11 protein-coding genes are annotated in these 14,980 nt (G+C 47.8%); 7 read left to right on the top strand and 4 right to left on the bottom strand.

The features are described from left to right. Positions 1–2 precede the first annotated feature (2 nt). The 3 genes from DBT50_RS09305 (at position 3) to DBT50_RS09295 (ending at position 2,127) form a co-directional block, all read left to right on the top strand. Complete coding sequence (locus DBT50_RS09305) at positions 3–206, top strand: DUF951 domain-containing protein (RefSeq protein ID WP_013668998.1); 204 nt, start codon at positions 3–5, stop codon at positions 204–206. 97 nt (positions 207–303) lie between these two features. Further along, positions 304–1,401, top strand: coding sequence for a redox-regulated ATPase YchF (gene ychF / locus DBT50_RS09300; RefSeq protein ID WP_111852285.1), 1,098 nt, complete (start codon positions 304–306; stop codon positions 1,399–1,401). A 12-nt stretch (positions 1,402–1,413) separates the two neighbouring features. Continuing rightward, positions 1,414–2,127, top strand: a complete 714-nt coding sequence (locus tag DBT50_RS09295) for a DUF1129 domain-containing protein (RefSeq protein ID WP_181566112.1) — start codon at positions 1,414–1,416, stop codon at positions 2,125–2,127. A 658-nt stretch (positions 2,128–2,785) separates the two neighbouring features. On the opposite strand, the gene ppc is transcribed toward DBT50_RS09295, so the two are convergent. Continuing rightward, positions 2,786–5,497, bottom strand: coding sequence for a phosphoenolpyruvate carboxylase (gene ppc, locus DBT50_RS09290; RefSeq protein WP_111852283.1), 2,712 nt, complete (start codon positions 5,495–5,497; stop codon positions 2,786–2,788). A gap of 395 nt (positions 5,498–5,892) precedes the next feature. Between ppc and DBT50_RS09285 the strand changes: the two genes are divergently transcribed. Then, positions 5,893–7,728, top strand: coding sequence for a LysM peptidoglycan-binding domain-containing protein (locus DBT50_RS09285; RefSeq protein WP_181566111.1), 1,836 nt, complete (start codon positions 5,893–5,895; stop codon positions 7,726–7,728). Positions 7,729–7,798: 70 nt separating this feature from the next. On the opposite strand, the gene DBT50_RS09280 is transcribed toward DBT50_RS09285, so the two are convergent. The 3 genes from DBT50_RS09280 to DBT50_RS09270 form a co-directional block, all read right to left on the bottom strand. Next, positions 7,799–9,061 (bottom strand): lipid II:glycine glycyltransferase FemX, encoded by a 1,263-nt coding sequence (locus DBT50_RS09280; RefSeq protein ID WP_111852281.1) that lies wholly within the window; start codon positions 9,059–9,061, stop codon positions 7,799–7,801. A 110-nt stretch (positions 9,062–9,171) separates the two neighbouring features. Continuing rightward, a complete protein-coding gene (locus DBT50_RS09275) occupies positions 9,172–10,236 on the bottom strand; it encodes a glycosyltransferase family 4 protein (RefSeq protein ID WP_111853430.1) in 1,065 nt (354 codons plus the stop codon). A gap of 35 nt (positions 10,237–10,271) precedes the next feature. Further along, positions 10,272–11,027, bottom strand: coding sequence for a TVP38/TMEM64 family protein (locus DBT50_RS09270; protein ID WP_111852279.1), 756 nt, complete (start codon positions 11,025–11,027; stop codon positions 10,272–10,274). Positions 11,028–11,481: 454 nt separating this feature from the next. Here DBT50_RS09270 and DBT50_RS09265 point away from each other — a divergent pair, with 454 nt between their 5' ends. The 3 genes from DBT50_RS09265 to DBT50_RS09255 all read left to right on the top strand — a co-directional run bounded on the left by DBT50_RS09265 (position 11,482) and on the right by DBT50_RS09255 (position 14,962). Then, positions 11,482–12,168 (top strand): response regulator transcription factor, encoded by a 687-nt coding sequence (locus DBT50_RS09265; protein ID WP_013668933.1) that lies wholly within the window; start codon positions 11,482–11,484, stop codon positions 12,166–12,168. A 288-nt stretch (positions 12,169–12,456) separates the two neighbouring features. Next, positions 12,457–13,611 (top strand): sensor histidine kinase, encoded by a 1,155-nt coding sequence (locus DBT50_RS09260; protein ID WP_111852278.1) that lies wholly within the window; start codon positions 12,457–12,459, stop codon positions 13,609–13,611. Next, a complete protein-coding gene (locus DBT50_RS09255) occupies positions 13,595–14,962 on the top strand; it encodes a serine hydrolase (protein ID WP_181566110.1) in 1,368 nt (455 codons plus the stop codon). Before DBT50_RS09260 ends, DBT50_RS09255 begins: the two co-directional genes overlap by 17 nt. Positions 14,963–14,980: the final 18 nt, after the last annotated feature.

The following is a 14,980-nucleotide window of genomic DNA, read 5'->3' as shown; positions in this document are numbered from 1 at the left end:
AGATGGCTGAAAAGAATTATGATTTAAATGATATCGTGGAAATGAAGAAGCCCCATCCGTGTAAGACCAATGCCTGGAAGTTGATCCGGATGGGGGCTGATATCCGCATGAAGTGCCAAGGCTGTGGGCAGTCTGTTATGATGCCACGGCGCGAATTTGAAAAGAAAATGAAAAAAGTCATTGGCCATGATGACCAAGGCAAGTAGCCACCGATCAGTTTAGGAGTCAGAGAGTAAAGCCAAAAAGCTTTGAGTGGCTCAGTGAAGAATAAGAATTTTAAAGAGAAAGAGTGACCGAAAAACCATGCCTTTAACAGCAGGAATCGTGGGTTTGCCTAATGTGGGGAAATCTACCTTATTTAACGCCATAACCAAGTCCCAAGTGGAAGCCGCTAACTACCCATTTGCGACCATTGACCCTAATGTGGGGATTGTGGAAGTGCCCGACCAACGTTTGTGGAAGTTGAGTGAAATCTACCAACCTAAAAAGACCATCCCAACTACCTTTGAATTTACCGATATTGCCGGGATTGTCAAGGGAGCCTCCAAGGGGGAAGGCTTAGGCAACAAGTTCTTGGCCAATATCCGGGAAGTGGATGCCATTTGTCACGTGGTTCGTTGCTTTGATGACGGTAACATTACCCATGTCTCTGGCGGTATCAACCCCCAAGATGACATCGAAACCATTAACTTGGAATTAGTTCTGGCTGACTTGGAAAGTGTCAATAAGCGCTATGAAAAAGCGGTCAAAATGGCCAAGTCTAAAGACCACGATGCCGTGACCGAGGCCAACACCCTGAAGAAATTAAAGGAAGCCCTAGAAGCGGGTAAACCGGCCCGGACCGTCGACTTCAACGAAGAAGAGGAAGCGGTAGCTAAGCAATTATTCCTCTTAACCATGAAACCGGTCCTCTATGTGGCTAACGTGAGCGAAGACGATGCCAGTGATGGGGATAATGACTATGTCAACCAAGTCCGCCAATTAGCCCAAGCAGAAGGCTCCGAAGTGGTGGTGGTCTCAGCCAAGTTGGAAGAAGACCTGGCTACCATGGATGAGGAAGACCGCGACATGTTCCTGGAAGACTTAGGCATGGACCAATCCGGCTTAGACGTCTTGATCCAACAAGCCTACAAGTTACTAGGCCTAGCCACCTACTTTACGGCCGGGGAACAAGAAGTTCGGGCCTGGACCTTTAAGAAGGGCATGCATGCCCCTCAAGCAGCGGGGATTATCCACTCTGACTTCGAACGTGGTTTTATTCGTGCAGAAACCGTCCACTACGATGATTTGGTCGAATACGGCAGTATCCAAGCCTGCAAGGAAGCTGGCCGCTACCGTTCGGAAGGCAAGGACTATGAGGTCCAAGACGGCGACGTCATGCTCTTCCGCTTCAATGTTTAGGAGGTGGACGTTGTGTTCAATCAAGATAAAAAAGCTGACCAAGACGCCGAGCGCCAGGCTCAACTCGACCAATTTGAGGCCGAAAATAAGGCCCTCTATCCTCAATTAACCAAGCGCAATAAGGAATTTGTCTTCCAATTTGAAAAGGCGATTAAAGATAAGGATTTACGCGGTCGGAATAAGACCGAAGTCCTCCATGAGATCTTAACCACCTTGGTGGAGACTCAAGCGAGTGGCCAAACCGCCCAACAGCTCTACGGCCAACCCTACCAATACGCCGAAGAATTGGAAAAACGTCCAACTGCTAAGGAATTATCCCCTGCACCTTTCTGGATGCATTGGGTAGAAGGGGCCCTCTTTGTGGGTGGACTCTTCTCCATTATCGCTGGCTTGTCAGCCCTCTTATCCAATAACCAAGCCAACTCAGCCACCGCCTTCGGTCCTGCTGCCTTGGTGGTTAACTTTGTTATGGGGGGCTTAGCTATGGCCGTCTTAAACCAATACAGTCCGGATATGAGCCAAGCAAAAGGTAAACGCGGCATTGGTCGTTACATCCTGCTCTCGGTTCTAGTGGTCGGCTTGTGGATGCTGATCTTGGTCGGCGCCCTAGCTGTTTTACCGCCATCCTGGAACGGGGCCTTACCGCCTTTCGCATATCTTGTAATCGGTGCCCTAGCCTTTCTCGCCCGCTGGTGGTTCCAAGGACAATTTATGGGGAAAAAGTAATTCAATAATAAGTTAAAAAGAAAAAGTGTTTCTGTGAAAGCAAAAGACAGCTTTCATAGAAACACTTTTTTATTTTTTGATTTATTCTTGTTACTGGCAATATTAAATAAAGTTTCTTTTAACTAATAACTATGAGCAGTAGTGGCGCTTGAAATGCGGTCGTTAGCCATGAACAAGCAAGCATCAGGGTGTGAGGACTGGCAACTAGCTTTCGTTCACTGGAACAAGTCTCCAGAGCAGTCCATAAGACTGCAACGGGGACTTGTGAAGTGACACGAAAGCTGCCAGGCCGAACCCGACTCGATGTGAATTATGCTGAAGCCGTTCGAAGCAAAGCGAGTTACGGATTCAGTATGCGTAGCTGGAGCGTAGGCTTTAGCCGTACGCCCCCAAACCTGTTCCAAAAGTAGCCCTGACATCCACTTCATAAACGATGTTCGAGCCTTTGGAAAGGCTCTACCTTCGTTTATTCCAGTTGCTATAGCTGTTCGAAGCGCAAGCGAGTTACAGATATAGTATGCGTAGCTCTTCAGGGCTTTTATACTTTTGTCACACTCTGGCTTTGAAGCTCGCTAGGTGAGGGACCTTGGCCCGAGCCGGTGCCATGGCTGTATAACGACCAAATTTCAAAAGCAGAACGTATGCTCATAGCTAGGTATCAACCGGAGTTACGTAAACCGGTGGCAATTCCGTTAATGGTGGTGTGAATGAGTTTTTCGTAGTCTTCATCCAGTTCATTGTGACGGAGGCGTTTGATCAATTCAATTTGAATGTAGTTCAAAACATTGAAGTAAGGTAAACGATAGTCCAGGCTGGCCCTTAAGGAAGGGTTGGTAGCCAGGAAGTCGTCATGGTTTTCAATGGCTAGGAGAACTTCTTTGGTGAGTTGCCATTCATCGCGGATGGTGGTGAAGACGTCACGGACCGCTTCATTCTCTGCCAATTGAGCGTATTGCTCGGCGATATTCATGTTGGACTTGGAGAGGACCATGTCCACATTGGACAGTAAGGAATGGAAGAAGGGCCAGCTTTGGTACATGGCTTGGAGTTTTTCCAGGTTGCCTTCCTCTTGGTCGATAAAGTGTTTGAAGGCGGAACCAACCCCATACCAACCTGGGAACATGATCCGGGTTTGGGACCAGGAGAAGACCCAAGGAATAGCCCGGAGTCCGGTGATTTCCGTGATGGTCTTACGGGCAGCGGGACGCGACCCGATATTCAAGCTGGAGACTTCCTTAATTGGTGTGGCTTCAAAGAAATAGTCATAGAATTCCGGCGTATCAAAGACTAAGTGGCGGTAAACCCCGTTGGAATAGTGGACAATGTCATCCATGTCTTGGTAGAAGTCTTCCACCTCAGCCTTCTTATCAACGGAGTTCGGCACGATCCGACTAATGGCGGCTGACACTAACATTTCCAGGTTGTAGTAGGCCACATCTTGGTTACCGTATTTATTCTCAATAATTTCTCCTTGTTCGGTCAAACGGATCCGGTCCTTGATGGAGCCGAAGGGTTGGGAAGTGACCGCTTCATAGGAAGGGCCGCCCCCACGACCTACAGTCCCGCCCCGGCCATGGATAAAGGTGATCTTAATCCCGTGGTCTTCACCGAGTTGGGTCAGTTCTTGTTGGACCTTGTAAAGGGTCCAAACGGAGGAGAGGTAGCCACCGTCCTTGTTACTGTCAGAGTAACCGAGCATGACTTCTTGGTAGCCATGGTTACCTTTGATCCAATTCTTGACCAGGTCATAACTGAGGAATTCTTCCATGATCCCTTGGGCGTTTTCCAAGTCTTCGATGGTTTCAAAGAGGGGCACGATTTGGACCCGGGCTTGTTCAGGATCAACCAGGCCGACTTCCTTAAGCATGATGGCCAGTTCGAACATATCGGAGACACTTTCGGTGTGGGAGATGATATGTTGCTTGATCACTTGGTCGCCCAGTTGGTCTTTTAGGAAACGGGCGGTCTTAAAGATTTTCAGTTCTTTTTCCAGGAGCTCCGATTTTTCGCTATGGGCCGAAGATAGAGGTCTGGGGTCTTCCAGTAATTCTTTGAGGAGGACTTTAACTTTTTCTGTTTCCGAGAGCGAGGAATAGTCGTCGACGATCTTGGCTGACTTCAATAATTCGGCCACGCAGGCTTCATTGACACTGGAATCTTGACGCATATCGATAGTAGCCAGGTAAAAACCGAAAATATCGATGGCTTCCACTAACTCATTGAAGTCCCCGGTTAAAAGAGCGTCTTCGCCATTGGCTAGGAGTGACTCCTTAATCACTAAGAGGTCAGCCTTAAAGGCTTCCGCATTTTGGTAGCTTGGGGTTGGGGCTTGGTCATCTCTTTTTAGGCCGTTTTTGACTTCGGCTAAGTTCTGTTCGAGTTTGGCCTTGATATAGTGGAAGGCCCGGCGGTAAGGTTCATTCTCCCGGTAAATGGACTGGTCATTAGACTTGGCTGCTAAAGCTTCCATGGCAGGACTAATGTCTACTAGGGTAGTGGACAGGGAGAAGTTGCGGTAGAGTTTATGGACTTTTTCAATGTAGTAATTGAGGATGACTTCGCTTTGGGTGGTGGCTGACAGGAGTAGGGTTTCGGCGGTCACGTAAGGGTTGCCGTCGCGGTCGCCCCCAATCCACATACCCATGGTGATGGGCTTGGCTTGGTCGAGCTCGATCCCCTTTTGAGCCGCTAAGTGGCGGTATTGCCGGCTTAACTTGGTGATGGCCCGGATTAAGGAATTGTTATAGTAGGCGGTCACATTGGTGATTTCATTACGGACGGTGAGTTTCTTTTCCCGGATAATGTCCGTCTGCATAATAATTTCAACATAGCGGCGCAAGTCGGTGTACCATTTGTCGCGGTTGACCACGCCAGCCTTGACGTCATGGTACTTACGCAAGAGTTGGTGGATTTGATTGGTCAATTCCAGGATGGTTTTACGTTGAACTTGGGTCGGATGGGCCGTTAGGACGGGCACCACATTGACGTGTTCGAGAATTTCCTTGGCCTGGTCACTTTGGCTGACCCGGTCAATGGTTAAGGCGAGTTTACCAAGGTAGTCTTGGTCGGTATTGTTTTGATAGTTGATTTCATAGGCGAAATCGACATCTTCAGAAATATTAATCAGTAGCGGCAAAATCGAAAAATAGCGGGAAACGACCACCATTTCATCGTTACTGAGCTGGGCGACGACACTTTCCAGTTGCTTGTAGTCTTCCTTCATGGAGAGATCAACCAAACCTTGGATCATTTCAAAGACTTGGTCCCCCACCATTTTATGGGTGGTGTCATCAAGGATTTCCTTTAAGACATGAACTTCTTCTTTGACCATGGATTGGGTGATATTGGCTTCCAACTTTTTGACTGGCACACTGTTCACTCCTTTATGGAACCGCACGTTCCTTATTTGTCCCTATGATACCACTTTTCCCGCTAATGAAACATGGGGATCACCCCTTAGGAAACGCTTACTTTCTTTATTTTCTTAACTGATCGCTGAAATAATATTACGTAAATATTACATGAGTTTGTCATAAAGCAAGCTTTGATCAGCTTTTCTTTACTTTTAAAGTTAACGAAAACTTATAAAAACACCTATAAATAAGGGTTTCCACTACTTTTTCGGAAAATAGCATTAGAAAGTTTAAGGAATGGTTAATATTACAGAAATGTTACAATATGACTTTAACTTCTATTGAGGGCTTGTTATAATATAAGTGAAAAGAGAGCATGGTATGCCGTCTTTCCCTAAGGGAGGTTATTAAAATGAAAGCAAGAAATCAAAAAATGAATCAATATAATAAATGGATTAGCCTGGCGTCACTGTCCTTATTGTCGGCGGCAGCTTTACAAGTGGCAGGTGGACCGGAAGTCAAGGCTGAAGCCAATCCAGGCAGTGCATCCAGTGGCTGGGTCCAAGAAGGGCACAGTTTCAAAACTGTTGACGAAGCCATGACTTATGGCAGTCAACATGCGGACTGGTCCAAATACAAACAATACCGGGTCAATTACGTGAGCCCTAATCACTTTGTCCTCAAATGGGAATTGAAGACCCCTCAAGTGAGTGGTCAAAACACTGAAACGACAAGCCCAGTCAAAACAAGCAGTGAGAAACCTGTAGAGACCAGCAAAGCGGTTGAAAAACCAGCTGGCAGCGGCTCTTATACTGTCCAATCCGGCGATTCCCTCTGGAGAATCAGTCGCAAGCATGGCGTAAGTATCCAAGACCTCATGACTTGGAACAAGTTAGGCGCTAACTACATGTTACATCCAGGTGACAAGTTAGTGGTTCAAGCGCCTGACAAGGCAGAAGTTCCAACAACGAAACCAAGTACCGAAAAACCAAGTGAAGCCGCAAAACCCGCTGAAAGCACAACTCCTAGCGCTTCCTACACGGTTCAATCCGGCGATTCGCTCTGGAGAATCAGTAACAAATATGGGGTAAGCATCCAAGACTTGATGACCTGGAATAAACTAGGTGCTAACTACATGCTCCACCCAGGAGATAAGTTAGTGGTCAAAGCGCCTGACAAAACGGAAGGGCCAAGTGAAAAACCAAGTACAGAAAAACCAGCAACAACAGTAGAAGATGGTTGGCAAAAAGAAGACCAAAGCTTTAAGACTGTTGAAGAAGCCATGGCCTTTGGTCGTCAACATGCTGACTGGTCTAAATATAAACAATATCGGGTCGACTATGCTGGAAATGGTCGCTATGTTCTCAAATGGGAATTAAGAAATCCAGATGCAAGTCCTGAAGCTAATGAACAAAAGCCAGCAAAACCCGCTGAAAACACAACCTCAAGAGCATCCTACACGGTCCAATCGGGTGATTCGCTCTGGAGAATTAGTAACAAGTATGGGGTAAGTATCCAAGACTTAATGACTTGGAACAAGTTAGGTGCTAACTACATGTTACATCCCGGTGATAAGCTAGTCGTTCAAGCCCCTGGTAAAGCGGAAACGCCTACTGAAAAACCAAGTACAGAGAACCCCGCTGAAACTTCAAAACCAGCCGAAAATACGACTTCAAGCGCATCCTATACCGTCCAATCCGGCGATTCACTCTGGAGAATTAGTAACAAGTATGGGGTAAGTATCCAAGATTTAATGACTTGGAACAAGCTAGGTGCTAACTACATGCTTCACCCAGGAGATAAGTTAGTGGTCAAAGCGCCAGCCAAAGCGGGAACGCCAGCTGAAAAACCAAGCAAGGATGAAAGCACTAAGCCAGCGCTATCAAGTGCAGCTAAAGACGGTTGGATCCAAGAAAGCCAAAGCTTTAAGACGGTTGACGAGGCCATGACTTACGGCAGTCAACATGCTGACTGGTCTAAATATAAACAATACCGGGTAGATAGTGATGGTTCCGGCCGCTATGTGCTGAAATGGAAATTAAGAACTCCCCAAACAAGTCCTAAAAAACAATCACAAGCTGTTAAAGTTAACACCAAACATGGTTTTGTCCGTGAATCTCGTCGTTTTAGCTCCATCCAAGAAGCTCTGAACTACGGAAATGGCGTTTTCAATTGGCGCAAGTACAAGAAGTTCTATGTCAATTATGCCGGACCGAATAGCTATACCTTAGACTGGGAATTAAGATAAAATAGACGTTAAAAAAGCCTTCAAGTCAATGCTTGAGGGCTTTTACTATGGTCGAAATAAATTTTCAGTCTTATTCATTGTCTCCCTTGTTACGGAAGCCTTTCATGAAGTGGCGGACTCTTGGGATGGCGTAGGTCATCAATTGGTAGAGGCCAGGAATAAGAACATAGTCAAATTCACCGATTTTATCGGAAACCTTGGTCCCCCACATGCGCTTGAAGACCCAGAGTCCCCGGTAAGGCGAATCTTCATCCGGATCCACGCTGACCCCACCAAAGTCATAGCTAGTGGCGCCTTTATCACGAGCGAAGCGCATGAGATCGTATTGGAGTTGGTAGTTGGGGCTGAGCTTGCGGTAGTGGTTGGAAGAGGCCGCATAGAGATAGTAGGCCTTCTTACCGCAGAAGCAGAGAATGGCTGCTGATAGGGGGAGACCGTTGGGGTGGTCTTTGCGCAAGTCGTCCGCGTCCGCAATTAATTTTTCTTGCTTAGCTTGCCGGGTAGCCAGTTCCTTCAATTGGTTGTCTTTCTTCTTACTATCACGGCGGGCTTCAACCTTTTCCCGGTCTTTTGCAATCAGGGCTAGTTCCTGGCGGGCTTCTGCTTCCATCTTGTCGGGCATTAACTTAATCATAAAGTAATATAAGTGCCCTTGGGGATGGAGGTTGTCGTAGAGGGCTTCAAAGTAGGAAATATCCCGGGTGGCAAAACCGTCCCGCTCCCCAGTTTCTTCCATTAAGCGGTGGAAGACATCCAGTTCTTCCCGGGTCCCTTCAAAGACTTCTAGACCCGACTTCATGGCCTTACGAACCAGGTTTCTGGTCTTAGGCTCATAGGAATTTAACAGGTCTTCGTCCGATTGGTCGATGGGGGTGTACATGGTTTGGCGGGGTTGGATATACTGTTCGCTCATCCCATCCTTAAAACCGGTATGACGAAAGCCCAGCGTTTCTAAGAGTTTCAAGGTTTCTTGGTGACCTTCTCGTTCTAAGTCAGGGTCGATCTTAAGGTAGACGGCGCGTTCTTCTTTAGCGGCCTTGACTGCGGCTTGGGTGATGGCAGCAACGGCATCGTGGTTGTCATAGTCGACCACAAAGCCCCGGGAAGCATAGGCAAAGGTCAATGGCGTGCCTTTGATTTTCTTGAATTGAATGTTAGCGACCGCCTCAACCTGGCCGGCGTCATCAGCCACGGCAACGTTTCTGGAGTACCAACCGGTAAATTCCTTGGCTTTAGCCCAGTCGGTCAGTTGCAATAAGTCACCATTGGGATGGTTTTCAACGAAGTGGTTGTGGTCCGCGTCACTTAATTGGACGCTATGGTATTGAGTCATTTATTTTCAAATCCTCTCGCATGTTTTACTACTCCCTTAATCTTACCACGGCTTTAATTTTTTTTGAAAAGCTGGCCTCAATTTTAAGGAAAGTTTTAGGCCAAATCGTCTTATTTTCCTGGCTGGGCCAGATGGTTGTTCGCCTGACTTTTAGCCAGGTCGCGGTAGAAGTTGAGCCAGATTTGCGCCACCCGGTCCTCACTGTAGTAGTGGGAGGCCGCTTGAGCCTTGTCCTGGTAGCTTTTGAGACTTTGAGGGTCCTGGGCCAGTTGAACAATCTTTTCGCCCATGGCTGCTCGGTCAGCACAAGGGATATAGTAACCGCCTAAAATATCTTGGTAAAGGTCCAAGTCGCGCAGCATGACCGGAGTCTGGCAGGCAAAGGCCTCGAGAATACTCATGGGAAAGAGCTCGCTGTAACTGGGCAGGAGGAAGAGGTCAGCCAGGTTGTAATACTTGACCATGTCGGCCCGGTCCACCACCCCGGTAAAGTGAACATTAGGCGGCAGGTGCTTGAGGGCTTCCTGGTAGCGGTCATGGTCGTCGCTCAACTTGCCAAAGGTAAAGCCACCCACCCAGTAAAAACAAATCTCTGGATGGTCGACGCCTAACTGGATAAAGTCGTCGATCCCCTTACGACCCTGGATTTGCCCCACGCCTAAGACCACAAAGTCATTGGGACTGAGACCTAGAGTTTGGCGGAAGCTAGCTTTTTCTTCCTGGCTTTGCGGGTAGAAAGTATCGGTTGAGACAAAGTTGGGGATATAGGAGAGTTTCTTGGGGTCAAAGTGGTAGTCTTGGACCAACTTATCAATAAAGACGGGGTTTACCACCACCAAATGGTCCATTCGCCGGTAGAAGGCAATCAGATACTTATCGAAGAGGGTCTGGATCCAACCAGGTAGGTGGATGGACCCCCGCAAGGTCTCAGGGAGAAAATGGACATAGCCCAAGCGGACCCCGCGGCGACGTTTTAAGAAAGTTGATAAATAGAAGGGAAAATTAACGGTATGGTAGTGGGAAATGTCGCTGGTTTTAAGGGCATTATAAGTGACTTTGAGGTCTTTGGGGTAGTGTTTAACCAGGGTGTTGACCAGTTCCCGGTAGGCAGAGCCCACGCCTTGACCGGCTTTACTTTCGGCTTTTGAGAACATGTTAATCGATAAAGACTGCATAGAAAATCCTTTCTAAGGCTGGCGGGACTAGGGACTTAGAGACCCAGTAGCTGGCCGATCCAGCTGGACAAGTAGAGGAGGCCGTAAGTATAGATAAATAAGGTAAAGGGTTTTCCTAGAGATAAGAAGAGGAAGAACCGTTTAAAGGACATGTTGGAGAGGCCAGCTAAGAGGCAGAGGGCATCGGCTGGGGAGACCGGAAAGAACATGCCAAAGATAAAGATCCGGTCAAAGGTCTTGGTGTTGAGATAGTGGATGTACTTGTTATAGGACTTGGGCCCGATTAAGGCCATGACCAGGTGGCGACCGTAGCGACGGGCCAGCCAGAAGTCAATCACACTGCCGATCATAATCCCGATAAAGTTTAAGAGGAAACCGTACCAGACCCCAAAAATGGCGGCCCCAGCCGGACAGGTCAAGCCTCCGGGAATGACGGGGATAACGGTTTGGACAATTTGAATCAGGATGAAAAGCCAGGGCGCCCAGCCACCAAAGCCACGCAAAAAAGCCTCTAAGTTTTCTTGAGAGGAAAAGAGCCCTTTTTGATAGGCGACGTAGATCAGCCAGATGGTTAAGATTATCCCTAAAATCCCGACCAGATTGAAGATCCGGTTGGCTAAACGGGCCCGCTTAAGCGACCGCGTTTCTCGGGCCAAGTGTTGGCCTTTATTGGAATCAGATTTCAAGGCCTTCTCTTGCTTTCCAGCTCCACTTCGCTGGACCGGCTTGTCTTTAGGACAGGAGGGTTTGGGGGAGACTGGCTTCGGGTGAAAATCCTTGGGTGTGGACATGGCGGTCGCCTCGCTTTCAGCATGTCTAGAGAAAAAATTAGGTCTTGAAAGCTGTCACAACAGCTCCGTTAAATCCATTATACGTTAAGGAGAATTGAAATAATATATAAAAAAACTAAGGATTTTTTTAAGAAATAGGTGCAAAGTTGTTCGGATTGCTTTGAATTTAAGCTTTTCTTAAGCAGATTTTAAGGCGAATGAGATTATTGCTGGGCGGATCTTTGGTAGAATAGATTCAAAACCAAAAAAGTTTCACAGAAAGTGCGACAGTCACGCAAAAGGACGAAATCGCTGGAGAAAACTGGGATAAGCTCATCTAAGATGAGCGTTACCAGTTTTTGAAGCGGACGTTCGTCCTGTGACTGGAGCAGGTTTAAGAAAGTGCGACAAGCGCAAAAAGAGGCTAGGATTTTTTGCCTCAGTCTTATTAAAAATAAACAGAGGAGGGATCCTTGTGAAATTATTGATCGTTGATGACGACAAGGAAATTGTTGAATTACTAACTATTTATTCCAGCAATGAAGGTTATGATGTGATCCAAGCTTATGACGGAGATGAAGCTTTAAAACGGATTAGTGAAAACCCCGATATTGCTTTAATTATTTTAGACATTATGATGCCTGGTAAGGATGGCTTGACTGTGGTCAAGGAATTAAGGAGCCGGGAAGTCGACGTGCCGATTCTCCTATTGAGCGCCAAATCCGCTGATATGGATAAGATTTCCGGCTTAACTACGGGAGCTGACGACTATGTGACCAAGCCCTTTAACCCCTTAGAAGTGATGGCTCGGGTCAAGTCCCTCTTACGCCGGTCGGGAGCTAGTGACCAAGGCAGTGGCGATACCATTGAGATTGGTCCCTTGATCATCCATAAGAACTCCCACGAAGTCAAAACTATTGACGGGGAAGATATCCAGTTAACAGCTCTTGAGTTTGGCATTCTCTATCTCTTGGCTTCCCACCCTAATGAAGTCTTTTCAGCCGATGAAATCTTTGAACGGGTCTGGCAACAAGAATCCGTGGTCTCCGCCAAGACGGTCATGGTCCACGTCAGCCACCTCCGCGACAAAATCGAAACCGCAACCGGCGGCGACAAAGTCATCTCCACTGTCTGGGGAGTAGGCTATAAGATCAGTGAATAGGAAGAGAGTGCGACAAGCGCACTAGAAGGCAAGACTATTGGAAGAAAAGGGCGTAAAAATTCTCCAAGAGAATTTGTCGCCATTTTCTGAAATGGACGCTTGCCTTGCGCTTGGAGCAGGTTTGAAAAGGATGTGAGGACGCCGTCAGAGGCTTGAAGCAACTTCAAGGTGAGCGTCTGAACGCGACTGAAGAGTGCCATACTAAATCTGCCGAAGACAAGCTTAGAGTAGCGCGCTGACGCTACTTTTTGCCCTGCCCATAGGCTAGGAAAGAAGGAAAAAGAGCCCATGCCCGCTAAAAGACGCTTACGTATTTTTACGGAATTACTGTTTGAAACCATCGCCGTAACTGCCTTACTGGTGATCGGTTATTTTGGGATGGTCTTTGTTTTTATTACCCTGACCGACTATTTCATGCCCCTTGTGGCCCAGGAAAATCCTTATTGGTTGCTTTTCTTTCCTCGCTTCCAACGCTATTTTCTCCTTGGTTTTACCGCCTTTTACTTGATGGCGGGCTTGATGATATTAATCTGGCGGGTCTATCGACGCAACCGCACCATTCAATTAGGCTTTATCCTCGATGAGCTCCACTACATCTCCAAGGGCAATTACAACCATAAAATTTCTACCAAGCATATGAACAGCATGGAACCCGTGGTCTCGTCCATTAACCGACTGGTCGATTCGACGGTGAAGGCTATGGAGGAGGAACGCCGGATTGAGGAATCCAAAGACGAACTGATCGCCAATATGAGTCACGACATCCGCACCCCTCTGACCTCGGTGATTGGTTACTTGGGACTAATTGAAAATAAGCAAATCGATGACCCCGAGAAGATCCAAGAATATGTTCATATTGCCTACGACAAGGCCCTGCAGATGCAGAAAATGGTGGAGGATCTCTTTGAGTATACCAAGATTCAAAATATCAATACTAAGATCAATACCCAAAAGACCAATGTAGTCCGCCTCTTAGAACAATTAAGTGCCGAATTTGAACTCCAGGCCGATGAGGTCGGCCGGCGGATTGAGGTGGATAGCTCGGGTCAAGAGGACATTTGGGTGGAAATTGACCCCGAAACTATTGTCCGTCTTTTCTCCAACCTGATTACTAACGCTATTAAATATGGTGGGGAGGGTGACTATATTCTCCTTAGAGTGATTCCGCAAAAGCAAAGCACCCGCTTTGAAGTGATCGACGACGGGAACGAAATTTCCCAGGAAGCTTTGGAGAACTTATTCCAACGTTTTTACCGGGTCGACCCCTCTCGGACGACCAAGGGGAGCGGGCTCGGACTTGCCATTGCCCAAACCATTGTCAACTTGCACCACGGCAAGATTTGGGCTGAATCCGACCATGGCCAAACCCGCTTTATTTTCGTCCTACCCAACCAACAACCCCTTGATAAGAAGGAGGCTGATAAGCATGAAGACAGTGACTAAGAAGATCGCCAGCAGTGTGGCTGGGGCAATCCTGGCTTTGGTCTTTTTTGCTAGTCCAGTCTTAGCCAGTGGCGAGACGGTGGCAGATTTCTCTGACCAACTCACCCAGAGCCAGCAATACGGCTTCAAGCATGCCATCGCTATTGACCAAGAGTCGGGACAAATTCTCTACCAGAAGGCCGCCGATGACTTGCATGGGATTGCTTCCCTGACCAAGTTACTGAGCCTCTATGTGATCTATGACCAACTGGCCCAGGGCAAGCTTTCCCTCGATGAAGCCGTCCCCGTCTCACCTGCCTTGGCTAAGCAGTCCCAAGCAGAAGGCCTATCCAACGTGCCTTTAGTGGCGGGACCGGCCAACTACAGCGTCGACCAATTGATCGATGCGGTCATTATTGCTTCCGCCAACTCCGCCACGGTGGCCCTAGCAGAAAAGGTGGCTGGCAGTGAAGACCACTTTATCGAACTCATGGCCCAGAAGTTAGACCAACTCGGCATCAAAGATTATAACTTGGTCTCCGCTTCTGGCCTCCGCGGCGAACTCCGGGCTGACGCTCGCCCCGGCCAATACAGCGAGACGGAAGAAAACCAAATCTCAGCAAAAAGCCTGGCCCTCGTGGTCCAAAGATTGCTCAAGGATTACCCCGATATCCAAAGTCGCTCCCAAGTGGAAGAAAAAGTCTTCCAAGTGGCTCCTGACTGGCAGGTGACCATGACCAATAGTAACCAACTCCTGCCCGGGATGACTTACGGGCGACGGGATATTACCGGACTGAAGACGGGGACCGAACTGGGGGCGGGCTATTGTTTGGTAGCCACTAGTTTTATCAACCAACGGCCGGTTATCCTAGTGACTTTGGGAGCGGGAAGTAATGAAGACCGCTTCCTGGAAACTTCTCGTTTGCTCTCTGATCTCCAAAGTACTTTGGATTGGATTGTCTTGATTCCCCAAGGCGCCCTCTATAACAATGGTGAGGAAGTCGAGATCTATGGCGGCAATAAGGCCACAACCCAGCTCCAATACGGTAATACTGTGGCCTGCTTCGTTCCCCAAAATTACAGCATTAGTGAGAGTCCCGAAGCTGACTTTACCGAACCAGCCTCCTATTCCATGAACGGTAATTTGGAGGTCAATGCGCCTCTGGAAGAGGGGGAGGCCGTTAATACGGAAATTCTCCATATTCCCTTTGTGGACAGCGTGGACGGTCAATTAGCCTTGGCGACGGACTTGATGCCAACGGAAAATGTCAAACGGGTCAGCCCCTTCGTCCAAATCACCCGCAAGGTCCATGAAAGCATGCAGTCCATCAGTGACTGGTTGAATGCCAAAATTGCAGAGTATAGTAATTAGAGAAGCTTCGTTAATTTT

Origin of the sequence: Aerococcus tenax (assembly GCF_003286645.3) — a bacterium.
Classification (GTDB): domain Bacteria; phylum Bacillota; class Bacilli; order Lactobacillales; family Aerococcaceae; genus Aerococcus; species Aerococcus tenax.
This window is presented reverse-complemented; position numbering and strand designations above follow the sequence as displayed.

What these genes read in the sequence shown, in the direction of transcription:
- DBT50_RS09305 (WP_013668998.1), top strand. Translation starts at nt 3, where the DNA reads ATGGCTGAAAAGAATTATGATTTAAATGATATCGTGGAAATGAAGAAG.
- DBT50_RS09285 (WP_181566111.1), top strand. Translation starts at nt 5,893, where the DNA reads ATGAAAGCAAGAAATCAAAAAATGAATCAATATAATAAATGGATTAGC.
- DBT50_RS09280 (WP_111852281.1), bottom strand. Translation starts at nt 9,061, where the DNA reads ATGACTCAATACCATAGCGTCCAATTAAGTGACGCGGACCACAACCAC.
- DBT50_RS09270 (WP_111852279.1), bottom strand. Translation starts at nt 11,027, where the DNA reads ATGTCCACACCCAAGGATTTTCACCCGAAGCCAGTCTCCCCCAAACCC.
- DBT50_RS09260 (WP_111852278.1), top strand. Translation starts at nt 12,457, where the DNA reads ATGCCCGCTAAAAGACGCTTACGTATTTTTACGGAATTACTGTTTGAA.
- ychF (WP_111852285.1), top strand. Translation starts at nt 304, where the DNA reads ATGCCTTTAACAGCAGGAATCGTGGGTTTGCCTAATGTGGGGAAATCT.
- DBT50_RS09275 (WP_111853430.1), bottom strand. Translation starts at nt 10,236, where the DNA reads ATGCAGTCTTTATCGATTAACATGTTCTCAAAAGCCGAAAGTAAAGCC.
- DBT50_RS09255 (WP_181566110.1), top strand. Translation starts at nt 13,595, where the DNA reads ATGAAGACAGTGACTAAGAAGATCGCCAGCAGTGTGGCTGGGGCAATC.